General features: G+C 74.1%; 11 protein-coding genes. 5 read left to right on the top strand and 6 right to left on the bottom strand.

The annotated features are described in order from the left end of the window. Positions 1-31: 31 nt before the first annotated feature. The gene (locus N912_RS0104155) at positions 32-718 is read right to left on the bottom strand and encodes an SDR family NAD(P)-dependent oxidoreductase (RefSeq protein WP_028921441.1); all 687 of its coding nucleotides are present in this window, start codon (positions 716-718) and stop codon (positions 32-34) included. 102 nt (positions 719-820) lie between these two features. Between N912_RS0104155 and N912_RS0104150 the strand changes: the two genes are divergently transcribed. Continuing rightward, positions 821-1207 carry a winged helix-turn-helix transcriptional regulator gene (locus tag N912_RS0104150; protein ID WP_028921440.1) on the top strand — a complete coding sequence of 129 codons (387 nt, stop codon included), beginning with the start codon at positions 821-823 and terminating at the stop codon, positions 1205-1207. Here N912_RS0104150 and N912_RS0104145 read toward each other — a convergent pair. Further along, complete coding sequence (locus N912_RS0104145; protein ID WP_169747801.1) at positions 1204-2763, bottom strand: efflux RND transporter periplasmic adaptor subunit; 1560 nt, start codon at positions 2761-2763, stop codon at positions 1204-1206. The two genes, N912_RS0104150 and N912_RS0104145, sit on opposite strands and share 4 nt — an antisense overlap. Positions 2764-3174: 411 nt before the next feature. Between N912_RS0104145 and N912_RS0104140 the strand changes: the two genes are divergently transcribed. From N912_RS0104140 to entS, 4 genes are read left to right on the top strand one after another with little or no spacing between them, the layout of a single operon-like run. Next, positions 3175-3963 (top strand): siderophore-interacting protein, encoded by a 789-nt coding sequence (locus N912_RS0104140; protein ID WP_051579923.1) that lies wholly within the window; start codon positions 3175-3177, stop codon positions 3961-3963. A gap of 50 nt (positions 3964-4013) precedes the next feature. After that, complete coding sequence (locus tag N912_RS49360) at positions 4014-17213, top strand: non-ribosomal peptide synthetase (RefSeq protein WP_156993325.1); 13200 nt, start codon at positions 4014-4016, stop codon at positions 17211-17213. Beyond that, positions 17210-18178, top strand: a complete 969-nt coding sequence (locus tag N912_RS0104130; protein WP_028921437.1) for an ABC transporter substrate-binding protein — start codon at positions 17210-17212, stop codon at positions 18176-18178. The genes N912_RS49360 and N912_RS0104130 overlap by 4 nt, the downstream gene beginning before the upstream one ends. Continuing rightward, on the top strand, positions 18178-19419 hold the full coding sequence (entS, locus tag N912_RS0104125; RefSeq protein ID WP_037062770.1) for an enterobactin transporter EntS: 1242 nt from the start codon (positions 18178-18180) through the stop codon (positions 19417-19419). The genes N912_RS0104130 and entS overlap by 1 nt, the downstream gene beginning before the upstream one ends. Before the next feature lie 42 nt (positions 19420-19461). Here entS and N912_RS49355 read toward each other — a convergent pair whose 3' ends face one another. The 4 genes from N912_RS49355 to N912_RS0104105 all read right to left on the bottom strand — a co-directional run bounded on the left by N912_RS49355 (position 19462) and on the right by N912_RS0104105 (position 24681). After that, a complete protein-coding gene (locus tag N912_RS49355; RefSeq protein WP_156993156.1) occupies positions 19462-20883 on the bottom strand; it encodes an alpha/beta fold hydrolase in 1422 nt (473 codons plus the stop codon). A 268-nt stretch (positions 20884-21151) separates the two neighbouring features. After that, positions 21152-21823 carry an isochorismatase family protein gene (locus N912_RS0104115; RefSeq protein ID WP_028921435.1) on the bottom strand — a complete coding sequence of 224 codons (672 nt, stop codon included), beginning with the start codon at positions 21821-21823 and terminating at the stop codon, positions 21152-21154. 3 nt (positions 21824-21826) lie between these two features. Next, positions 21827-23485, bottom strand: a complete 1659-nt coding sequence (locus N912_RS0104110) for a (2,3-dihydroxybenzoyl)adenylate synthase (RefSeq protein WP_028921434.1) — start codon at positions 23483-23485, stop codon at positions 21827-21829. Next, on the bottom strand, positions 23482-24681 hold the full coding sequence (locus N912_RS0104105) for an isochorismate synthase (RefSeq protein WP_028921433.1): 1200 nt from the start codon (positions 24679-24681) through the stop codon (positions 23482-23484). Before N912_RS0104105 ends, N912_RS0104110 begins: the two co-directional genes overlap by 4 nt. Positions 24682-24694: the final 13 nt, after the last annotated feature.

Below are 24694 nucleotides of genomic sequence, written 5' to 3'. Positions count from 1 at the left end.
GACCTCCCGCCCATCACGCCTCGACGTGAGACTAGGCCGTTTTGTTGAAGATGGCCTCCGAGCGGTCGCGGTTTTCGTGCAGGTCCCAGTACAGCGGGGCGATCTGCTCGGGCGTGGCCGTCGGGGAGCCCTCCGGGCCGCCCCCGCCGATCCAGACGTTGATCGCCACGTGGCCGGCGTACACGCCGCTGCCGGCCAGCTCCTTGTTGAGGTTGATCACCCAGTTGCGCAGGGCCGCCTGGGCCGCGTTGACGTTGCCCAGCATCGGTACCGGGTCCACGGAGCCGCCGCCGGTGGTGAACAGCAGGGTCCCGGCACCGGCCTCCCGCATGGCGGGCAGCACCGCCTGGGCCACCGTGACGGCACCGTAGAAGCTGTACTCGATCTGCAGTTGCAGGTTGTCCACCGTGACCTGCGAGGGAGCGGCCAAGGTGAAGCCCGGCACCGGGGAGTGCGGGGCCGGCGAGTACTCCAGTACGTCGATGCCGCCGAACCGGGCCGTGGCCGCGTCCAGGGCATCGGTCAGTGAGGCACGGTCGAGGATGTCGGCGGGGAACGCGGCTGCCTTGATGCCTTCCTGGCCGAGCCGCTCGACAAGTGTTTCCAGCTTCTCCCTGGTGCGGGCGATCAGCGCGACGTCGAAGCCGCGACCGCCGAAGGTGCGGGCGATGGCCAGGCCCATACCGGGGCCGGCGCCGACGATGGCAAGAGTGGGCACAGTCAGACCTCTTCCTTAATTCCTACTTTTTGTGCGTAACACCATGATGGACCAGTATTGGAGCCCGTACAAAAGGCACACCGATGTCTGTACCGGAGGAGGATGTGCGCCATGGACACCGAGGGCCGGGGGCCGTGCGCCGCCATACCCGCTGATCAGATGGACTTCGTCCGGCAGATACTGGACCGGATCGGCGACAAGTGGAGCATGCTGGTGATCGCCGTGCTGGATGCCGGCCCCCTGCGCTACACCGACCTGCAGCGCGAGGTCCCCGGCATCTCCCAGCGGATGCTCACCCTCACCGTGCGCCAGCTACAGCAGGACGGCCTGGTGACCCGGACCGCCTACGCGGAGGTCCCACCGCGCGTGGAGTACGCCCTCACCCCCATGGGCCGCAGCCTCCACCGGATCGTCACGTCCCTGGTCACCTGGGTCGCGGACCACCACGGCCAGATCCGCGAACACCGAGCGCGCACCGCCACGGGCTAGCTGCCGGGGGCCTTCGCCTGCGGGGTCAGGACGGGTTGGCCGTCGCGCAGGCCGGAGAGCACCTGCGTGGTGTCGTCGCCGACCGCGCCGGCCTGGAAGGGCACCAGCACCGGCTGGCCGTCCGGACCCGGGGTGTTCACCAGGGTCTTGCCGTCCTTACGGATCACGGCCGTGTTCGGCACGGTGAGCACGTTGTCCAGGGCGTTGACCAGCACGCCGGCCTGGGCGCTCTGGCCGGTGCGCAGCCGAGGGTCGGTGTCGGTGAGCACGATCGTGGCGTAGTAGTTGGTCACCCCGGAGATGCTGGTGCCGGCGGGCGCGACGGAGAGCACGGTGCCGTGCCTGGTCAGGTCGGGGACGGCGTCGAACGTGACGTCCACCCGCTGGTTCGCGGACACCTTCGCCGCGTCGGACTCCTCGAACGGGACGACCACCTGGAAGGTGTTGACGTCGTTCAGCACCAGGAACGCGTTGCCGCCGGGACGGGTGGCCGACAGGCCGGCGCCGGAGTTCCCGCTCTGGTCGCTGGTCGCGGCGGCGCCGACGCTCGGGATCGGGGCGCCGGTGCCGGGGGCCAGCGCCGTGGTGCCGGACGACGCCGAGCCGACGAACTCGCCGACCGCGCCGTTGATCGCCGACACGGTGCCGGGCACCGGGGCGCGCAGCACGGAGTTGTCCACATCGCGCTGGGCCAGCGCCACCGCGGCCTTCGCGGAGTTCACCACCGCGGTCTGGGCGGCGATCTCCGAAGGGCGGTCGGTGCCCGTGGAGTTGACCTGGTTCTGCGCGGTCACCACGCTCTGGCGGGCGTTCTCGACGGAGACCTTTCCGGCCGCCTCGTCCACGTTCTCCTTGTTCTTCGCCTCGGTGTGCGCGGTCCGCGAGGCGAGCACCTGCCGCTCGGCCGTGGTCACGGCCTGGCGGTCGGCGCCGCAGGTGGAGGTGGCCGCCCCGCCGGCATCGGAGGTCAGGTCGGAGCCCGAACCGGTCGACGCCCTGCTGTCGGACGAACGGCGACGGCCGGACGAAGGCTCGTCGTCGAGGCCGTCCTGGGAGCAGCCGTCGAAGTCGAGCTTCTGGCGCGCCTTGTCCAGTTGCTCCTGGTCGAAGTCGAGCTGGACGCGGGCGCGCCGGGTGGCGTCGGAGTTGGCCTTCTTCTGGGCGTCGACGTTGCTCTGCGTCGCCGAGAGGATGCGCTTGGCCTGGTCCAGCGTGGCCCGCGCGCCACCCACCGCCGTGCCGTTGACGATCTTGTCGAGCTGGGCCTGCTGCTGGTTCAGCGCGGCCCGCTGCTGGGCCAGGGCCTGGTCGAACGCGAAGGTGTCCAGCTTGGCCAGCACCTGGCCAGCCGTGACCTTGTCACCGACCTTGACGTTGACCTCCTTGAGCTGGGCACCCTTGGGGAACCCCAGGTTCTGCGAGGTCACCGCCGTGAGCGCGCCGGTCGCGGTCACCTTGGCGGCCACCGTGCCGCGTTCCACCCGCGCCGTGGGCGCCGTCGGCGGCGCCGACGAACAGGCCGCCGCCAGTGCCACCACCACCGTCCCGATCGACACCGTCGCCACCCGACGGCATGTGCCGGAACGGACCTTCCAACTGATCACCGAGCCCCCGCCTTCCCCGCGCTAGGTCGCCGGGCGGGAGTTCGACGCGGGGTGCGCCGGCCGTTACCGGTTTCGGCGAAGATCGGCCCCAGGGGCTAGCGGGCGCGGCCGGTCGGCGGCGGCACAATGTTGGGGTCGCTCCACCGGATGGTCCAGAGGCCCCGGGGAGATCAATGCGCGGCGCGAGGGCGTAACAGAGCGCGCGTGACCGACGTCCCGATGCCACTGCTTCGGGCATCAAATTAGGTTAGGCTCCGCTTCCATGAGAGGTACGTGGCCGGCCCTGGACCAGCACGATCACCGGGACGGCGCGGAGTGAGCCTCGACGCCCATCTGGACCGGATTGCCGAGGTCAAGGCCGGCATGAGCTCGGCCAAGGTGGCGTATCCGATCGGCCTGCGCGAGCTCGAGGTGGTGTCCACCCGGATGCTCGGCTCCGGGCTGCTGCGGGTGACGCTCGGCGGCGAGGGCGCGCGCGGGTTCGAGAGCCACGTCCCGGAGGAGCACGTCAGGCTGATCTTCCCCGACGAGCACGGCCAGCTGCGGCTGCCGGAGCGCGACGGGCTGTCGCTGCGCTGGCCGCGCCCGCTGCCGGTGTCGCGGGAGTACACGGTCCGCCGCTACGACCCGGCGGCCGAGCTGCTCGACGTCGACGTGGCGCTGCACCCGGGCGGGGTGGCCTCGGACTGGGCGGTGTCCGTCGAACCGGGCACGCGGATCTACGTGGCCGGTCCGCCGGGCGGCTACGTGACGCCGGAGGTCTACGCCCGGTACCTGTTCGCCGGCGACATCACCGCGCTGCCGGCGATCGCGCGCTGGTTGGAGATGCTCCCGCCGGACATCGTCGGCTGGGCGTTCGTCGAGGTCGCGGACGCCTCGGAGGAGATCGAGATGACGGTCCCGGCGTGCGTGCAGCTGCGGTGGGTGCACCGGGGCGCGGTGCCGATCGGCCACGGCGACGCGCTGGAGCGCGCGCTGCGCGAGGTCCGGCTCCCGGCGGGGGAGCGCACGTTCGTCTGGATCTCCGGCGAGGCCGGCGTGCTCAAGCCGCTGCGCCGCTGGGTCCGCGACGAGCTGGGCGTGCCCCCGACCGACCGGCGGATCACCGGCTACTGGAAGCGCGGCGTCGCGGACTTCGACGACGAGGACTAGATCCTCGCGCGAGGCCCGAATCCGAAGAACCCGAGGAGATCTTGTTGAGCGTGCCCCCCGTCACCGGCTCAGGTACCCGGGTCGGTGAGTCCCTGGCGTTGTCCGGTGCCCAGCTCGGCGTCTGGAACGCGCAACGGCTGGAGCCGGACTCGCGCAACTACCTGGTGGGCGACGTGCTGGAGATCTCCGGTCCGGAGCCGATCGACGTGGGGCTGCTCGTGGAGGCGCTGCGGGACACCGTCGGCGAGGCGGAGACCCTGCGGCTGCGCATGTTCGACACCCTGGACGGGCCGCGCCAGGTGCTGACCGACGAGCCCGTGGAGCCGGCCGGCGTCATCGACCTGCGCGCCGAGCGCAACCCGGTCGCGGTGGCGAACGCGCTGGTCGACGCCGAGCGCGGGCGGTCGGCGGACAGCTTCCGGGGGCTGGTGGACCGGCCGCTCTACACCCACCAGGTGATCAGGCTGTCCGAGACCACCGTCTGGTGCGTGCTGCTGTACCACCACGTGATCATCGACGGGTACACCGCGACGATGCTGACCCGCCGGGCCGCCGCCCGGTACACGGCGGCGGCGCGGGGCACCGCCCTCAAACCCGCCGCGTTCGGGTCGATCGCCGACATGATCGCGGCGGATCAGGAGTACCAGGCCAGCGACCAGTTCGAACGGGACCGGGAGTACTGGCGGGACCTGCTGACCCCGCTGCCCGAGCTGGGCGGGCGGGGTGAGGTCGCCGAGGGGCCGGCGGACCGGACGCTGTCCGCGCGGGCGATGCTGGGCGCCGAGACGCTGGATCGGCTCAGGGCCGTCGCCGACGAGACCGGCACCACCTGGGTGGAGGCGCTGATCGCCTGCTACGCGGCGTTCCAGTACCGGGTGTGGGGCGAGTCCGACGTGGTCATGGCGATGCCGCTGATGGGGCGGCTCGGCTCGGTGGCGCTGCGGACGCCGGCCATGGCGGTGAACGTGCTGCCGCTGCGGCTGGCCGTGCGCGGCGGCGACCGGCTGGGCGAGCTGAGCCAGCGGGTGGCGGCCGCGATGCTGGACATGCGCGCGCACCAGCGCTACCGGGGCGAGAACCTGCCCCGCGACCTGGGCGTACCGGGCGCCGGCGGGCTGCTGCACGGGTCCGGGATCAACGTCAAGGCGTTCGACTACACGCTCGACTTCGCCGGCGCGACCGGCGTGATGCGCAACGTCGCCGGCGGTCCGCCGGAGGAGCTGGGGCTGACCGTGACGCCGGGCGCGGACGGTGCGTTCATGCTCGGCTTCGAGGTCGACGCCCGCACCAACGACCAGGCCAAGGTGGACGGCCGGATGGCGGCCCTGCTGCGGATGATCACCTCGCTGGCGGGGGAGGACGCCCCGTCGGTCGGCCAGGTCTCGCTGGTGGAGCCGGCGGAGCGGGCGCGGCGGCTGGCCGGGCTGGCCAGGCCGGCGCTGCCCGGGCGGCCCAGGGACGTTCCGGCGGTGCTCGACGACCTGGTCGCCGAGCGGCCGGCGGACACCGCGCTGGTGTGCGGCGACGAGCGGGTCAGCACGGCGGAGCTGGGGCAACGGGTGCACCGGCTGGCCCGTGCGCTGCGGGCCAGGGGGGTCGGGCCGGACGAGGTCGTGGCGATCGCGCTGCCCCGGTCGGTGGACCTGGTGGTGGGGCTGCTGGCGACGCTCGACGCGGGCGCGGCCTACCTGTCGCTGGACCTGGACCATCCGGCCGAGCGGCTGCGCGAGCTGATCGACGACGCGCGGCCGGCCGTGGTGCTGGCCACGGGCGAGCTGACCGGTCCGAACGTGGTGGCGCTGGACGCCATCGCCGACGAGCTGGACGGGCTGTCCGGCGAGCCGCTGGCCGAGCACGAGCTGGCCGCGCCGCGCCACCCCGAGCACCTGGCCTACGTGCTCTACACCTCCGGCTCGACCGGCCGTCCCAAGGGCGTGCTGGTCCGCGCCGGCGGGCTCGCCGCGCTGCTGCACCACCACGGCTCGACGATCTTCGCCGAGGCGGCCGGCGGGCGGCGGTTGCGCGCCGCGCACACCTACTCGTTCGCCTTCGACTCCTCGGTCGACCAGCTGCTGTGGCTGCTGTGCGGGCACGAGCTGCACCTGTATGACACCGACCTGACCCGGGACGCCGCCGCCCTGGTCACCGCGTTCGCACGGGACCGCATCGACGCGGTGGACATGACGCCGTCGCTGGCCGCCCAGGTGGTGGACGCCGGCCTGCTGTCCGCCGCGCACCGCCCGGCGCTGTTCGTGATCGGCGGCGAGGCGGCACCGCCCGCGCTGTGGCGGCGGCTGCTGGAGTCCGGGGTGCCGTCGTACAACCTGTACGGCCCCACCGAGACGACGGTGGACGCCACCGGCGCGCCCGTCGACGAGGGCGGCCCGACCATCGGCTTTCCGCTCGCCGGCACCCGCGCCTACCTGCTGGACGCGGCGCTGCGGCCGGTCGCGGAGGGGGAGCGCGGCGAGCTGTACGTGGCCGGTCCGCACCTGGCCAGGGGCTACCTGGACCGGCCGGGCGCCAGCGCGGAACGGTTCGTGGCCGACCCGTTCGGGGCGCCCGGCGAGCGGATGTACCGCACCGGCGACCTGGGGCGGTGGACGGCCGGGCGCGGCATCGAGTACCTCGGCCGGGCGGACAACCAGGTCAAGATCCGCGGCCACCGGGTCGAGCTGCGCGAGGTGGAGGCGGCGCTCGCGGCGGTCGAAGGCGTGGGCGCCTCGGCCGCGATGGTCAGGACCGACAGTGGACGGCCCCGGCTGGTGGGCTACGTGGTGGCAACCGACGGCGCGCAGGTGGAGCCGGATGTGGTGCGCCGCGCGCTGGCCGCCCGGGTGCCCGACCACCTGGTTCCGTCCGCCGTGGTGGTGCTGGACGCGCTGCCGATCACCGTCAACGGCAAGCTCGACCGCAACGCGCTGCCGGCGCCGCCCGCGGTGGCGAGCGCCGGGCGCGCCCCGAGCACCCGGCGCGAGCGGGTGTTGTGCGAGGTCGTCGCCGAGGTGCTCGGGCTGGAGCGGGTCAGCGTCGAGGACGACTTCTTCGGCCTCGGCGGGGACAGCATCACCGCGATCAGCGTGAGCAGCCGGGCCCGGGCGCGCGGGCTGGACCTGCGGCCCAAGGAGCTGTTCAACCGGCGCGACCTCGGCTCGCTGGCCGCCGAGGCGCGCGACATCGACGAGGGGCCCGGCGCCGTTGTCGACGTCGCGACGGGCTCGGTCCCGGCGCCGCCGATCGTGCGGGCGCTGCTCGACCCGAACCCGTCGGACGAGGCGGTGGCCGGCTATTCGCAGTGGACGGCGGTGCGGGTCGAGGAACCTCTTGCGCTCGCCGACCTGGTTGCCGGCGTGGACGAGATCCTGGATCGGCATGACGCGCTGCGCCTGCTGCTGTCCGGCGAGCTGATCGTCCGGACCAGGGGAGCGGTGCGCGCCGAGGACATCGTCACGGAGGTCACCGGCCTCGACGCGACGGCCGTGGCCGAGGAGGAGACCGCCCGGCTCGACCCCCGGGCCGGCGAGATGCTGCGCGTCGCGCTGCTGCGCACTCCGGCCGGCGAGCCGGACCTGCTGGTCATCGTGGCCCATCACCTGGTCATCGACGGCGTGTCCTGGCGGGTGCTGCTGCCCGACCTGCATGCGGCGTGCACGGCCCGCGCGCCCCTTCCGGAGCGGGTCGGAAGCTCCTGGCGGCGGCACGCCACGCTGCTGGCCGGGCAGGGCGCGCGCGGGGAGCGGCGGGGCGAGCTCACACACTGGCGGGAGGTGCTCGGCCCTGTTGGCGAACGGCTCGGGGACCGTGCGCTGGATCCGGAGCGGGATACGGTGGCCACCGCGGCACGCACCCGAACCACAGCCTCCGCCGAGGTCACGGACGCTTTGCTGCACACCTTGCCGGCGGCCTACCGCGCGGGCGTCGACGAGGTCCTGCTCGCCGCGCTGGTGCTGGCCGTCCGCTCCTGGCAACACCAGCGGCGCCTGCCCGCTGACGCCGCGCGGACGGTCTCCATGGAAGGCCACGGGCGCGAGCAGCTCGCCGAGGACGTCGACCTTTCCCGAACCGTGGGCTGGTTCACCAGCGAGTTCCCGGTGCGGGTGCCGATGGCGGCGGTGCACGCCGAGCGGGACCTGGCCGACGCGCTCGGCGGCGGCATCGCGGCCGGACGGCTGCTGCGGGCGGCCAAGGAGGCCAAGCGCGCGGCCCCGGACGCCGGGATCGGGTTCGGCGTGCTGCGCCACCTCGACCCGGACACCGCCGGCGAGCTGGCCGCGCTGCCCGCCCCCGAGCTGCTGCTGAACTACCTCGGGCGGTTCACCGCTTCGGTAGGGCCGACCTGGCGGCTGCCCGAGCGGGACGCGTTCGCCGTGATCGAACCGCCGTCGATGGCGCTGAGCCAGGCGCTGGCGCTCAACGCGTTCGTCCACGAGGCCGGCGCGCCCCGGCTGGCGGTGGAGTGGACGGCGGCGGGCGGCGTGCTCGACGAGGCCGCCGTCGGTGAGCTGCAGGAACACTGGGACATCGCGCTGGAGGCACTGGCCGCGCACGCCGTCCGGAGCCCGGGCGGGCTCACCCCTTCGGACTGCGCCTCGGCGGGCGTGGACCAGGACGGGATCGACGAGCTGGAGCGCCTGCACGGCCCGCTGGACGACCTGCTGCCGCTGTCGCCGCTGCAGGAGGGCCTGCTGTTCCACGCGGTGCGCGACGGCGCGGCCGACGTGTACACCCTGCAGGCCCGGTTCGACCTGGTCGGGCCGCTGGTCGAGCAGCGGCTGGAGGCCGCCGTCAACGCGCTCGCCGAGCGCCATCCGAACCTGCGCGCCGGGTTCCACTTCGAAGGCCTGGACCGTCCCGTCCAGGCGATCCCCCGGGCCGCGCGGGTGCCGTGGCGGGCCGTCGACCTGACGGCGCTGCCGGCCCGCGCCGCCCAGCGCGCGGCCGACGGGCTGGAGGAGGAAGCGGCCGGGCACGTCTTCGACCTGAGCAGCCCGCCGCTGCTGCGCGCGCTGCTGATCCGGTTGCCCGGCGACGCGCACCGGCTGATCCTCAACGCCCACCACATCCTGGTGGACGGCTGGTCCAGCCCGATCGTGATGCGCGAGCTGCTGGAGACCTACCACGGGCGGGGCGCGGACCTGCCGGCCCCGGCGCCGTACCGCCGCTACCTGTCCTGGCTGGCCGCCCGTGACCGGGACGAGCAGCGCACCGCCTGGACCGAGCGCCTCGACGGCCTGCCGGGGCCGACGCTGCTGGCCGCCGGGGCCGAGCGGCGCGCCGCCACGACCCGGATCCCGGTCCCGCTGGCCGAGAACCTCGCCGACGCGCTCGTCGCCCTCGGCCGTGAGCGGGGCCTGACGGCGAACACGCTGGTCCAGGGCGCGTGGGCGGTGGTGCTCGCGGAGCAGACCGGCCGGGCCGACGTGGTGTTCGGGGCGACCGTGGCCGGCCGGCCCGCCGACATCGCCGGCATCGAGGGCATGGTCGGGCTGTTCAGCAACACGATCCCGGTGCGGATGACCGTGGGTCCGGAGCGGCCGCTGCTCGACCAGTTCGCCGCGCTGCAGGACGCCCAGCTCGCGGTGCGCGACCACGAGCACCTCAGTTTGGCCGAGATCGAGCGGTTCGCCGGCCTGGGGCAGTTGTTCGACACGCTGCTGGTGTTCGAGAACTTCCCGAACAAGGGGCGCGGCCAACCCGACTCGGACGAGCTGCGGGTCGCCGGGTTCGCCAACCGGGGCGTGACGCACTACCCGATGACGGTGCTGGCCCCGCCGGGGGACGGGCTGTCGCCGATCTGCGACTACGACCCGGCCGCCGTGCCCGCCGAACGGGCGGAGGCCATCGCGTCCCGGCTCGCGGAGGTCCTCACCAGCCTGGTGGACGCGCCGGAGCTGCCCGCGTCGGAGTTGCTCTCGATCACGGAGACGGCGGTGGCTGTCGCGGCGCCGGCGCCGGTGATCGCCCAGCGCGGGCCGGCCGGTGTCGGTGAGGTGGATGACGCCGTGCTCGCGGCGGTGTGCACGGCGGCCTCGGTGGTGCTCGAACTGCCCGAGGTTCGTCCCGAGGATGACTTCTTCGCCCTCGGCGGGCACTCGCTGACGGCGATGCGCCTGGTCGGCCGGCTGCGTCGGGACGGCGTTCGGCTCACGGTCCGCGAGGTGTTCGACGCGCGCACCGTCCGCACGCTCGCCGAGCGCGCCCAGGTCGACGCCGGGCGGTTCGCGTCCAGGCGGCCCGCCGAGGTCGTGACCACCGCCGAGCCCGCGCCGCCCGTTCCGCTCGACGTGCCCGCGGTGGCGGACACGGCGCTGTCGCCGGCCCAGGAGCGGCTGTGGTTCCTGCACCGGCTGGAGGGGCCGTCGACCACCTATGACGTCCCGGTGGTGGTGCGGCTGCGCGACCGGCTGGACGCCGAGGCGCTGACCGCGGCCTGGCGGGACGTGGTGGACCGCCACCCCGTCCTGCGCACCGCATACCCCGACGACGCGGCCGGCACGGCCACCACCCGGGTGCTGCCCGTCGACCAGGCCGGCGACCTGCGTGTCCGTACCCCCGAAGTCAGCGTCGAGGCGGAGATCGCGGCCTGCCAGTCCGAGCCGGTGGACATCACCGCATCCGCGCCCGCCCGCGCCACCCTGCTCAGGGTCGCGGCGGACGAGCACGTACTGGTCCTGGTCGTGCACCACATCGCGATCGACGAGTCGTCGCTGCGCCCGCTGTTCACCGACCTCGGCCACGCCTACACCGCCCGGTGCGCCGGCCACGCGCCGGACTGGGCACCGACCGGCCCCGGATACGAGGTGTACGCCCGACGCGAGCGGGAACGCCTCGCCGAACTCGGCGCGCAGACCGACTACTGGCAGGGCGCGCTGGCCGGGCTCCCGGTCGAGCTGGACCTGCCGTTCGATCACCCCCGGCCGGCCCGAGCGGCGCACCGGGGCCGCACGCTGACCCGGCCCCTGCCACAACCGACACGCGACGGGATCGCCCGGCTGTGCACCGAGCACGGGGTCAGCCCGCTCATGGTGTTCCAGGCGGCCGTCGCCCTGACCTGGAACAAGCTGGGCGCCGGCCAGGACGTCCCGCTGGGCACCACGGTGGCCCACCGCGAGACCCAGGACGACGACTTCGGCGACGCGATCGGCTACTTCGTGAACACCCTGGTGGTGCGCTGCGACGTGTCGGGCCGGCCGGCGTTCACCGAGCTGCTGGGCCGGGTCCGGGACGCGTCGCTGTCCGCGCTTGCCCACCAGGACCTGCCGTTCGAGCGGCTGGTCGAGGTGCTGTCCCCGCCGCGTTCGCTGGCCCGGCATCCGCTGTTCCAGACGATGGTGGCGCACGAGCGCGCCGCCACGCCGCCGCCGATGGGCGAGCTGACCTGCGAGCCGATGCCACCGTCCACCTCGGCCGCGCGGTTCGACATCGGGCTGTGGCTGGTGGACACCCCGGCCGGTGACGCGGCGCTGCGGATGGTCGCGGACGCGGACCTGTTCGAGCAGGCGACCTCCGACGCGATCCTCGACCACCTCGTCCGGGTGCTGGACTGGGTGATCACGAACCCCGGGCGCCCGACCGGCGAGCTGGCGCTGTCCGCCCCGGCCGAGGCCCCCACCCGCCGGGACAGGACTCCCGACGGCGTCGCGGTGGCCTTCGCCGCCCAGGCCCGGCGCACCCCGGACGCGCCCGCGCTGGTGGCCGGCGGGCGGACGCTGACCTACCGCGACCTGGCGGAGCGGGTCGAGACGCTGGCCCGGCGGCTGGTCGCGGCCGGCGCCGGGCCGGAGCGGGTCGTCGCGGTGGCGCTGCCACGCACCGCCGACCTGGTCGCCGGGCTGCTCGCGGTGCTGCGCACCGGTGCGGCGTACCTGCCCCTGGACGTCGACTACCCGGCCGAGCGGCTGGAGTTCATGATCGACGACGCCAGCCCGGTGTGCGCCCTGACCTGCTCGGAGGTGGCCGACCGACTGCCCGCGAACGCCCCGCCGGCGGTGCTCACCGACCGCGACGGCGCCCGGTCCGGAGAACTCCCCGAACCACTCCCGGCCGGCGACCACCTGGCGTACGTGATCCACACCTCCGGCTCCACCGGTCGGCCCAAGGGCGTCACGGTGACCACCGCCAACCTGGCCGCCTTCGCGGAAACGGTCGTCGGCGAGGGCTGGATCCGTCAAGGTGACCGGCTGGTCGCGGTGACCACCGTGTCGTTCGACATCGCGGCGCTGGAGCTGCTCTGCCCGCTGCTGGCCGGCGCCACCGTGGTCCTCGCCGACCGCTGGGAGGTGCTGGACCCCGACGCCCTGCACGAGCTGATCACCGCCAACGGCGCGACGGTGCTGCAGGCGACCCCGTCGCTGTGGCGCCCACTGGTCGAGCACGAGCACGCCGACCGGCTGCACGGCGTCCGGGCGCTGGTCGGAGGCGAGGCGCTGCCCGCCGACCTGGCCGCCGAGCTGACCGCCCGCTGCGGCCACGTCCGCAACGTGTACGGCCCCACCGAGGTGACCGTCTGGGCCACCGCCGCCGACCTGGCTCCCGCCGACCCGGTGACGATCGGCGCGCCATGGACCGACGTGCACGTCCGCATCCTGGACGACGACCTGTGCGACGTCCCGGACGGTGTGGCGGGCGAGCTGTACCTGGGCGGCGCGCAGGTCGCGCGCGGCTACCTCGGCCGGCCGGGGCAGACCGCGAGCAGGTTCGTCGCCGACCCCGGAGCGCCGGGCCGGCGGCTGTACCGCACCGGTGACCTCGTACGACGCCGCAACGGGCGGCTGGAGTTCCTGCGCCGGGTGGACGACCAGGTGAAGGTGCGCGGCTTCCGGATCGAGCTGGGCGAGGTGGAGGGCGCACTCGGTGCCGCTCCCGGCGTGGCCCGGTCGGCGGCGACGGTGCTCGCCGACTCGCTTGGCACCGGCCGGCTGTTCGGCTACGTGGTGGCCGAGACCGGCGTCGAGCTGGATCCGCCGGCGGTGCGCGAGCACGTGTCGCGGCTGCTGCCGGAGTACATGGTCCCGCAGGCGGTGACCGTCCTCGACGCGCTCCCGCTCACCCTCAACGGCAAGATCAACCGGGCCGCGCTGCCGGAGCCGGCGGTCGCTGTGGCCGGGGGCAGGGCCGCCCGCACCGACGCCGAGCGGCTGGTGTGCTCGCTGGTCGGCGAGGTCCTCGGGGTCCCAGACGCCGGCCCCGACGACGCCTTCTTCGCGCTCGGCGGGGACAGCATCAGCTCGGTCCGGCTGGTGGCGAACGCGCGCCGGCACGGGCTGAACCTGAGCGTCGCCGACGTCTTCGAGCAGGAGTCGCTGGCGTCGCTGGCCCGGGTGGCGAGCGAGCGGACCCCCGCGCCGGAGCCGGCCGCCGACCTGGAGCCGGTCGCTCTGGATGACGACCGGCGGGGACGGCTGGACGCGCTGCGCCCGGACTGGCGCGAGGTGCTGCCGCTGGGGCCGCTGCAGGAGGGCATGTACTACCAGTCCGTGCTGGACGGCTCTTCGGGTACGGACGTCTACCTGGTTCAGCACCGGTTCGACTTCGCCGACGCCGGCGAGGTCTCGGTGCCCGCGCTGCGCGCGGCCGGCGACGCGCTGCTGCGCCGATACCCGAACCTGCGGGCCGGCTTCACCCACGCCGGGTTCGACAAGCCCGTGCAGTTCGTGGTCGACGCCGCCGCCATGCCGTTCCGGGAGGCGGACCCGGGCGAGGTCGACGAGCTGGGCGAGCGCGAGTTCGCGGCCGGCTTCGACCTGGCCGCCCCGCCGCTGATCCGGATGGTGCTGGCCCGGCTGCCCGGTGGCCGGGCAAGGCTCGTGCTCACCCACCACCACCTGCTCACCGACGGCTGGTCCCAGTCGCTGCTGATGGCCGAGCTGTTCGCGCTCTACGAACACGCCCGAACCTCACCGGACACACTGGACACGGCGCTGCCCCCGGCGGCGGACTTCCGCGACTACCTGCGGTGGGCGGCCGGCGCCGACACCGGCGCGGCGGAGTCGGCCTGGCGGGCCTACCTGGACGACCTGGACCAGCCCACACTCGTCGCCGGCAAGCCCAGAACTGGCGGCCCCGACCGTGCCCCGCTGCCGGTGTTCCACACCGCTCACCTCGACGACACGGACACCGACGCGCTGCGCGCACTGGCCCGCGAGCTGGGCGTCACCCTGTCCACGGTGGTCTCCACCGCGTGGGGCCTGGTGTTGCGGGCGGCCACCGGCACGGACGACGTGGTGTTCGGCTCGACGGTCTCCGGCCGCCCGCCCGAGGTGGCCGGCGCCGAGCGGATGGTCGGGCTGATGCTCAACACCGTCCCGGTCCGGCTGGCCACCACGCCGGGAGAGCCGCTGGTCGCGCTGCTGCGGCGGGCGTTCACCGAGCAGGGCAGGCTGACCGCGCACCACCACCTCGGCCTGGGCCGGCTGCAGCGGGCGGTGGGGCGCTCGACGCTGTTCGACACCCTCTACGTGTTCCGCAACCTGCCGCGTGACGAGCCCGCCCGCGCGGCCACCCTGGCCCGCAACGGGATCACCTCGGCGAGCGCGGTGGACGGCACGCACTACGCGCTGACCCTGGACGTCGACCCCGGCGCCGCGCTCGGCCTGACCCTGGAGAACCGGCCGGACCTGGTCCCGGACGAGGTGGCCACGAAGTACCTGACCCGGCTGGTCGACGTGCTGCGGGTGCTCGCCGACCCGGCCACCGCGCGCGGCGAGCGGGTGGTCGCGGACACGGCGGCGGCGGACGCCACGGTTCCCGCCGAGTTCGCCCCCGCCCGGGTGCGGGTTCCCCAGCCGGGGGAGCCCGGCGGCAGCGTGGACGCCCTGCTGCGCGAGCGGGCCGACGCCACGCCCGAGGCCACCGCGCTGGTCTTCGGGGACATCGAACTGACCGCCCGCGAGCTCGACGACCGGGTCGACCGGCTGGCCCGCGTGCTGGCCGCGCGCGGCGCCGGTCCGGGGGAGGTCGTCGCGCTGGCGCTGCAGCGCACGGCCGACCACGTGGTGGCCATCTTCGCGGTGATGCGGACCGGCGCCGCCTACCTGCCGCTGGATACGGCGCACCCACCCGCCCGGCTGCGCGAGCTGATCACCGACAGCCGCGCGGCACTGCTGGTGACCACCGCCGGCCTCGACACGCCGGCGCCCACCGTCCTGCTCGACGACCCGGCCGTCGCCGCCATGCTGGACGGCACGACACCGGCACCGCCCGTACCGGTGACCGGCCCGACGCACCCCGACCAACCCGCTTACCTGATCTACACCTCGGGCTCCACCGGCCGGCCCAAGGGCGTGGTGGTCGGCCACCGTGGCCTGACCGCGATGTACCACAACCACCTCGCGGAGATCTTCCAGCCGACCGAGCATCGCACCGGCGGCCGCCGCCTGCGGGTCGCGCACACCGTGTCGTTCTCCTTCGACATGTCCTGGGAGGAGCTGTTCTGGCTGCTCGCCGGCCACGAGGTGCACGTGATCGACGAACGCGCCCGCCTGGAACCGACGTCCCTGGTCCGGCACTACCACCAGGTCGGCATCGACGTGATCAACGTGACGCCGTCATACGCCCGCGAGCTGCTGGCCGCCGGCCTGCTCGACGACGAGCGGGCGCCCGCCCTGGTCATGCTGGGCGGCGAGGCGGTACCGCCCGAGCTGTGGACCCGGCTGCGCGAGCAGGACGGGGTGGACGGCTACGACCTCTACGGACCCACCGAGTTCACCATCAACGCGATGGGCTCGCCGGTGCGCGGCAGCGCCACGCCGTGCCTGGGCCGCCCGGTCCGCAACGCCTGCGCCCGGGTCCTGGACTCCGGGCTGCGCCCGGTCCCGATCGGCGCCGTCGGCGAGCTGTACATGTCCGGCGACGGCACCGCGCACGGCTACTCCGGCCGGGGTGGGCTGACCGCGTCCCGGTTCGTGGCCGACCCGTTCGGCGCTCCCGGCGAGCGGATGTACCGCACCGGTGACCTGGTTCGCCGCCGGCCCGACGGGGAGCTGGAGTTCGTCGGCCGCTCCGACGACCAGGTCAAGGTGCGCGGCTTCCGGATCGAGCTGGGCGAGGTGGAGGCGGCGCTCGCGGCCTGCCCCGGGGTGCGCCGCGCGGCGGCCAGCGTCCGCACCGACGGCCGAGGCACCGCCCGCCTGGTCGCGCACGTGATCCTGGACGCGGACGAGCCGGACCCGCAACGCCGGCTGCGGGCGGCGCTGCGCGAACGGCTGCCCGCGCACCTGGTGCCGTCCGCGCTCATGACCGTCGACGCGATGCCGCTGACCCCCAACGGCAAGCTCGACCGCAACGCCCTGCCCGCCCCGCCCGAGCGCTCGGACTCCCGCCCGCCGCGCGACGACCGGGAACGCGCGCTGTGCGAGCTGTTCGCGCGGGTCCTGGACCTGCCGAAGGTCGACCCCGAGGAGAGCTTCTTCGACCTCGGCGGGGACTCGCTGACGGCGATGCGCCTGGTCGGCGCGCTGGATCGGGAGCTGGGCGCGACCGTCGAGGTCGCCACCCTGATGGCAAGGCCCACCGTGGCGGACCTGGCCACGGCGTTGGCCGGCGAGAAGCAACCCCGCGAGCACGTGCTGCACCTGCGCCCCGAAGGCGCGGCCGAGCCGCTGTTCTGCGTCCATCCCGCCGGCGGGTACGCCTGGCCGTTCGCCGGGCTGGCGCGCGTGCTGCGGGCGGACCGCCCGGTGATCGGCCTGCAGCTGCCCTGGCTGGACGGCTCCCCGGCCCCTGCCGACACCGTCGACGACCTCGCCGCGCGCTACCTCGCCACGATCCGGGAGATCCAGCCCCACGGCCCGTACCACCTGCTCGGATACTCCTTCGGCGGCAACGTCGTGCACGCCATGGCGTCACGGCTGGCCGCCGGGGGAGAGCCGGTGGCCTTCGCCGGGCTCATCGACTCCGGGCCCGTCACCGACGAGCCGAGCGACCAAGGCGAGGACGCGGCGCTCCTGCACGCCGGCCTCCCGCCCGAGCTGGTCGAGGCCGAGCCCGGGCTGGCCGACACCGTCCGCACCTCGTTCACCTGGTGTGTCCGGCTGCTGGACCGCTCGGAGAACCCCCGCTACGCCGGCCCGCTCACCCTGTACGTCGCCGGCGAGGGAGAACGGCTCGTCCGAGCCTGGCGCGATGTCCACCCGGCCGGGCTGGACGTGCACCCGCTCCCGTTCGATCACGCCGGCATGGTCTCGGCAGCCGGTTGGGCCGCCCTCGGGCCGCTGATCGACGCCCACCCCGGCGTCCGGACAGACCGATGACCCGCTGGCTGCCGGCGGCCTGCGTCACGCTGGTGGCGCTGCTGCTGGCCGGATGCGGCACGGCCGGCGCGGGCAAGGCCGCCGGCCCGGGAACGAGAGTGGTCACCACCGCGCACGGCCCGGTGAACGTCCCGTCCGACCCCCAACGGATAGTCGTGCTCAGCGGCGGCCAGACCGGCTACCTCTACGAGCTCGGCGTACCGGTCGCCGCCACCGACACCAGGGTGCTGGGCATCCCGAGCGACGCCACCGGCTTCCCGCCGACCTGGTCGGCCGACGCGACCAGGCAGGGCACCAAGGCGCTGCCCGGCGGCGACGAGCTGAGCATCGAGGCGGTCGCCGCCCAGCGCCCCGACCTGATCATCGGCGGCGGCCAGGGCATCACCGGCCTGCAGGCGGAGCAGAACTACGACAAGCTGTCCAAGATCGCGCCCACCGTGCTGGTCCCGAACACCGTCGTGACCTGGCAGGAGGAGCTGCGGCTGCTGGCCGACGCGGTGGGCAGGTCGGACCGGGTGCCGGCGCTGATGCGGGCCTACACCGACAAGGTCGCCACCCTGCGCTCCTCGATCAAGGTCCCGCCCGGCCCGGCGGTGATCCTGCTGTCGCTGAGCAACAACCAGCCCTGCCTGGTCCCGGCCGACGCCGCGCTGGCCACGCTGCTGCGCGAGCTCGGGTTCGTCCCCGACGACGTGCTCCGCAAGGCCGGCAACCCGCCCCGCTACGGCACCGGCGACTCCTTCGTGGTCAGCGCCGAGCTGGTCTCGCAGGTCGCCGACGCCCCGACGGCGTTCGTCATCCCCATCGGCGGCCGGTCCGCCTCGGAGCTGGCGAAGGACCCGCTCTACGCCCAGCTCCCCGCGTTCAGGGCCGGCCGGGTGCACGAGCTGCCCGCGCTGAGCTACCGGCCCGACTATCGAGGTGTGATACGCACCCTGGACGTGCTCGGCGGTGACTTCCGGTGATGCGCCTCGGCGGCCTGGCCATCGACATCGACCCGCTGCGGACCAGCCGGCCGTTCCGGTTCGTGTTCACCGCCCGGCTGATCTCCCTGGTGGCGATCGGCATGCTGGTGGTCGCGGTGCCCGCCCAGACCTACCAGCTCACCGGGTCGACGCTGCAGGTCGGCGGCGTCGCCACCACGATGGGGGTGGCGCTGTTCGTGGGCAGCCTGGGCGGCGGGGTGCTCGCCGACCGGTTCGAGCGCAGGCGCACCATCCAACTGGCCCGCTCCGCGGCCGGCCTGTGCTTCCTGGTGCTCGGGCTCAACTCGCTGCTGCCCACGCCCTCGGTGTGGGTGATCTACCTGGCCGCCGTGGTGGACGGCCTGGCCGGCGGCGTCAGCGGCACCGTCCTGATGGCCGTGACGCCCACCCTGGTCCCCAGGGAGAAGCTCGCCGCCGCCGGCGCGCTGGTGGCGCTGACCACCGACCTCGGCGCGATCGTGTCACCGGCCGTGGCGGGCGTCATCATCGCCGCCGGCGGGGTGGCCGTGACCTACTTCGTGGCCGCGGCGGCCACCGTCGCGACCGTGAGCCTGATCAACGGCCTGGGCCCCGCGCCCGCCCCCGGCACCAGCCACGAGCCGCCGCTGCGCGCCCTGGTCACCGGCCTGCGGTTCGCCGGCCGGCACCGGGTGGTGCGCGGCGTGCTCCTGGTCGGGCTGCTCACCATGCTGGCCAGCGGCCCGATGGTGCTGCTCCCGGCGTTCGTGGACCGCGCCCTCGGCGCCGGCCCCTCCACGCTGGGCCTGCTCTACGGCGCCCCCGCCGTCGGCGCCGTGATCGGCTCGCTCACCAGCGGCTGGACCGGACGCCTCCGCCGCAGCGGGGCGGCGCTGCTCACCTCGGTCGCGCTGATGGCGCTGGGCCTGGTGGTGCTCGGCCTCTCCGGCGCCGCGGTCCTGGCGTTCCTCGGGCTCGCCGGCCACGGCCTGGGCCGGGCGCTGACCGACATCCTCCGGTTCGCCGTCCTGCAGAAGAACACCCCCGACGAGCTGCGCGGCCGGATCTCCAGCCTCTGGCAGGTCCAGGTCGTCACCGGCACCGCCGTCGGCTCCATCGTGGCCGGCCTGCTCGGCCGCTGGCTCGCACCGGACACCGCGCTGCTGGCCTACGGCGCCGCCTGCCTCATCCTGACCGCCGCCCTGGTGACCATGCTCGGCCCGCTCTGGCGGCTCACGTCCGAACCCCAGCCGCACCAGTGAGGGCTGGCAGCGCTGTTCGTCGCGTCACGCCGCCGCCGACCGCTACTTGAGACCTGGCCGATCCACGAGGAACTCGGTCACGACATCGCGTCCGACACGGCCAAAGGCGACGTCCTGGGTGATGTGGCCGGCGCCCGGAACCACCACGAGGCGGTGGTTGGGCGCGCGGGCGGCCTCTTTCTGTGTCCAGCCCAGCGGTGTGGTCAGGTCTCTCTCGCCGGCCAGCAACAGCGTCGGCACCGGCGGCAGGTCACGCCCGACGGAGAACGCCGGCACCGAGGTTTCCGGCCACCGTTCGCAGGCCACCACGGTTCCATTCGTGAGCGCGGTGGCTCGGTCGAACGGGAAGAACGCCCGCTCCGGCAGCGCGGCGGCGACCTTGTCCGCGGCTTCTGCCCGCCCCACCGCCGGAGCGGAAACACCTCCCCAAGGCCCGTGCATGTCCTGGCACGAAGTCGTGACGTTCAGACCCCGGCTGAACTCGTCCGCCGGCGACCCGCCCGCGCCCTTGGGTTTGCGCACATCGACCAGGAGGGTGTCCAGTCCTCGGCCGTCGCCCCGCGCGGCCTCACGCAGCGCGACCAGCAGCTCCGCCAGTCGCGGCTTGGGCGCCAACTTGGTGACCACGTTGAGCATCTCGAGCCCGTTGTGTCGAACGCGTATCACCTCAGCGAGGTCGGCCGCGGCATCGGTGGGGCATCTCGACCGGGCGCAGGCGCCGCGCAGCACCTCCGCGGCGCGGGGGAACACGTCCAGCATCAGTGGGTCGAGGCCATCGTGCGGCACCACGGAATCCAGCACGAGCCGTGCGACCCGATCTGGATACTTCATCGCATAGCGCGCGGCGGGTACCGTGCCGTAGGACGCGCCGGCCAGGGTCAGCTTGTCCGCTCCCAACGCCCGGCGCAGGGCCTCCAGATCAGCGACGGTGTCGGCGGTACCGAAGAATCGTCGGTGTGAGCCGATTGCCTGCGCACAGTCTTCCACCACGCCCGGCGGCGGCACCTCCATGGCGGAGCCCACGGCTTCTTGCAGCCCTGGGCATTGCAGGGCATTCGGACCGGTGCCACGCTGGCTGAACAGCACCAGGCGGTAGTCGCGCAGCACCGCCGGATCGAACTGGCCCGCGATCTCACCCGCCAGCTGCACCCCCGGGGAGCCCGGTCCGCCGTTCAGCCACACCAGCACCCCCCGCGGCGCCACCGCGTTCTCCGTCATGGCGATCGGCAACGCCAACTGCCGGTCGACCCGCGGGCCCGGCATGAGACGGTGATCCAGCGGCACCGCGAGCGTCGCGCAGCTGAACTCGACGTTCGGCGGCGGCGCGATCGAGCCCAGCGTCGCCGGGTCGCAGGGATGCACGTCGGCCAGCGCCGGCGTCGGTGGGTGATCACCACATCCGGCCGCCACACCACAACCGGCCAGCACCGCGGCTACCAACACCACTCGCGCGAATCCGCGCACCCGATCCCCCTACGTCGTTGCGTTAGCCGGGACCGCCGATGCGCCAAATCATCCAGTCAACGGTCGAGCCGAAGCTGTTTCACCAGCGTGACAATCCACCAATAGCAGCGCCGAACCGTAGGGACATTCGGAACCTTGCGGCAATTCATTAACAATTCATAAAGAGCCATTAGCAATTTAGACGATATTTCGCCACATCCCAGAGGCGTGGGCGCTGCCCGTGATGGTCCGACCTTGGGCGACGCGATCGACATTCCCCGGCGTAGGGTCACGCCGGCGCGGCCGCCGCCGGGGCGTCCAGGGCGGCGAGCACGTCGGCGGTCGTGATCGTCACCCCGCAGCGCTGCGCCACGTACTCCAGCGCCCGCTCGTGGTGTTGCCGGGAGAAGTCGGCGACGCCGTCCGCGACCAGGAACGGGCGGACGTCACGCATGAACGCCTCCACGGCGGTGGCCTGGCAGCCGATGTGCGCGTAGATGCCCGTGATCAACAGCTGGTCGCGCCCCCGCCGGCCGAGGTCCTCGGCGAACGTGCTGCGCTGGAACGCGCTGTAGCGCCACTTGGTCAGCCGCACGTCGGTGGGCAGCGGCGCCAGCTCGTCGACGATCTCCTCGGCGCGCGGGTCGGACTCGATCACCGCCCCGATGCCCTCGCCCCAGAACTCGGTGAGCAGGCCGCGGTCGCGCACGCTCTGGCGGCCGGGCTGGGCCGTGTAGAAGATCGGGATGTCACGGGCCCGGCACGCCTCGATCAGCGTGGCCACGTTCGAGATCAACCCGGACAGCGGCTCCGCGCCCGGGGTGTAGGGGGCCAGGAAGTAACGCTGCATGTCGTGCACCAGCAGCGCCGCCCGCCCGGGGTCCGGGCGCCAGTCGACCCGTCCGTTCGGGAGCTCGTCGGCACCGGGCAGCGGATAGGGCTGGATGCGAGGAATGGACACGGCTCACCCCTTCGTGGGTTGGTCGGAGAACTCCTGGGCGGCAATGGCGGCGCGCAGCTCGCGTTTGCTGATCTTTCCGACGCCGGTGACCGGGAACGCGTCGACGACCAGCACCCGGTCCGGGACCTTGAACGCCGCCACGCCCCGCTCGCGCACGAACCGGCGCAGCTCGGGCGCGGTCGGGGTGGGGGCGTCGGCCACCGGCACCACGTACGCGCAGCTGCGTTCGCCGAGCTGCTCGTCGGGCATGGCCACCACGGCGGCGTCGAGCACGCCGGGGTGCGCCATCAGGTGGTTCTCCACCTCCTCGGCCGCGACCTTCTCACCGCCCCTGTTGATCTGCTCCTTGATCCGCCCGACCACCTCGATGTGCCCGCCGGCCGTGCGGCGCACCAGGTCCCCGGTGCGGTAGAAGCCGTCGGGGGTGAACGCGACGGCGTTGTGCTCGCCGGCGCGGTAGTAGCCGCGGATGGTGTACGGCCCCCGGGTGAGCAGCGCGCCCACCTCGCCGGGGGCGACCTCCGCGTCGGAGCAGGGGTCCACCACGCGGATCTCGTCGTCCAGCGAGATCGGCCGCCCCTGGGTGCCGAGCACCACCTCGTCCGGGTCGTCCAGCCTGGTGTAGTTGACCAGGCCCTCCGCCATGCCGAAGACCTGCTGCAGCGAGCAGCCCAGCGCCGGCCCGATCCGCTCGGCCAGCTCGCGCCCGCACTTCGCCCCGCCGACCTGCAGCACCCGCAGGCTCGACAGGTCGCGCCGAGTGTGCTCCGCCGCCTGCACCCACACCGCGGCCAGCGGCGGCACCACGCCGGTGATGGTGACCCGCTCGCGCTCGATCAGCTCGAACACGGTGTCCGCGTCCGGGCGCGGGGCGAGCACCACCGTCGACCCCGCGTGCAGCGCGCCGAGCACGCCGGGGGAGCTGAGCGGGTAGTTGTGCGCGACCGGCAGGGTCGCCAAATACACGCTCTCCGGGCTCAGCGCGCAGATCCGCGCGCTCTCCCGGACGCTGTAGAGGTAGTCGTCGTGGGTGCGCGGGATCAGCTTGGGCAGCCCGGTGGTGCCGCCGGAGAGCTGCAGGAACGCCACGCCCTCCGGGTCGGGCTCGGGCAGCTCGCGCGGTGGCGCATCCAGCTCGTCCAGGGCGACGGCACCGGCGCCGTCGGAGGGCCCGAGGACGATCACGTGGCGCACCGAGGCCACCCGCTCGGCGACCCGGCCGGCCAGCGCCGCGTGGTCGTACCGCTCGTGCGTGCCGACGGTCAGGACGGCCTTCGCCTCGGAATGCGAGGCGAAGTGGCACAGCTCGCTGTCGCGGTGCGCAGGCAGCGCGAACACCGGCCACGCCCCCAGCCGGAACAGCGCGAACACCACCGGCAAGAACTCCGGCACGTTCGGCAGCTGCAGCACCACCCGGTCCCCGGACCGCAGGCCCAGCCCGTACAGCCCCGCCGCCAACCGGTGCGCCCGCTCGTCCAGCGAGCGGTAGCTCCACCGCGCCGGGCCGGCCGGCGACTCGCCCACCACCGCGGTCCGCTCCGCGTGCGCCTCGGCGAGCGAGGTGAGCAGCGCGCCGAAGGTCTGCCCCCGCCAGTGGCCGGCGGCTCGGTAGCGGGCGGCCAGCTCGGCGGGCCACGGGGTGTGGTCCGGACCGTCGCTCACAGCGCCTCCTCCACCTCGATCGCCCGGAGCATGGTGCGGAACTTCGCGCTGGTCTCGGCCAGCTCGGCCTCGGGCTGGGAGCCGGCGACCACCCCGGCGCCGGCGAACAGCGTGACCGTCCGGTCGCACACCTCGGCGGCGCGGATGGTCAGCGCCCACTCGCCGTCGCCGTCCAGCGAGCTCCAGCCGACCAGCCCCGCGTAGTAGCCCCGGGCCTCGGCCTCCAGCGCGGCGATCGCGGCGTGCGCCCGGCTCGGCGGCACGCCACCGACGGCGGGCGTCGGGTGCAGCGCCTCGGCCAGCGCCAGCGACGAGACGGCCGGGTCCACCAGCCGCCCGGTGATCGGGCTGGACAGGTGCCACATCGTGGCGGTGCCGGTCACCTCGGGCTCGGACGGCACCCGCACGTCCGTGCAGAACCTGCCCAGCACCTCGGCCACGTGGGCGCTGACCAGGGCATGCTCGCGGCGGTCCTTGTCCGAGGCCCGCAGCGCCGCGATCCGCCGCCGGTCCTCCGCCGGCTCGTGCGCCCGGGCGGCGGAACCGGCCAGCGGGTTCGCCGTCACCTCCCGGCCGCGCCGGCTCACCAGCAGCTCCGGGCTGGCGCCCAGCACCGTGCGGGTGGCCGGGTCGCCGGGCGCGGTGACGTCCGCGGCGAACACGTGCGCGTCCGGGTCGGTGCGCACCAGCTGGGCGAGCAGGCTCGGCACCGCGACCGGCACGGCGGCGGTCAGCTCCAGGCACCGGGCCAGCACGACCTTGCTCAGCTCGCCCGCCTCGATCAGCCGCAGGGCACGGCGGACGGCGTCCATGTAGCGCTCCGGGGCCGGCCGGTGCGAGACCGACCAGGTGCCCCGGTAGGAGGCCGGGAACACCGAGGGCGGCCAGCCGCCGTCCTCCGACGTCGCCGCCCGCCGCACCACCGAGGGCACCACCAGGCTCGCGGCCGAACCGGGCGCGAAGCCGACGGCGCCGACCACTATCGGATCGCGCACCCCCGCCTCCGCCGCCCCGGCCAGCGCCTCGGACACCGCCTCGGCCCGTTCCGGGCGGTCCGCCGGCACACGCGCGTGCACCCCGTCGGCCAGCACACAACCCCGGGGCGAGGCGTAGAAGAACGACCCCGGAAGGTACGCCGTGAGCAGGTCGGCGGGGTTGTGCCGAGGACGTGGCCGGACCAAGGCCGGTGTGGGCATCGAGCGTTCCTTT

The sequence above is a fragment of the Actinospineispora acaciae DSM 45401 genome (assembly GCF_000620785.1).
In the GTDB taxonomy this organism is placed as follows: domain Bacteria; phylum Actinomycetota; class Actinomycetes; order Mycobacteriales; family Pseudonocardiaceae; genus Pseudonocardia; species Pseudonocardia acaciae.
This window is presented reverse-complemented; position numbering and strand designations above follow the sequence as displayed.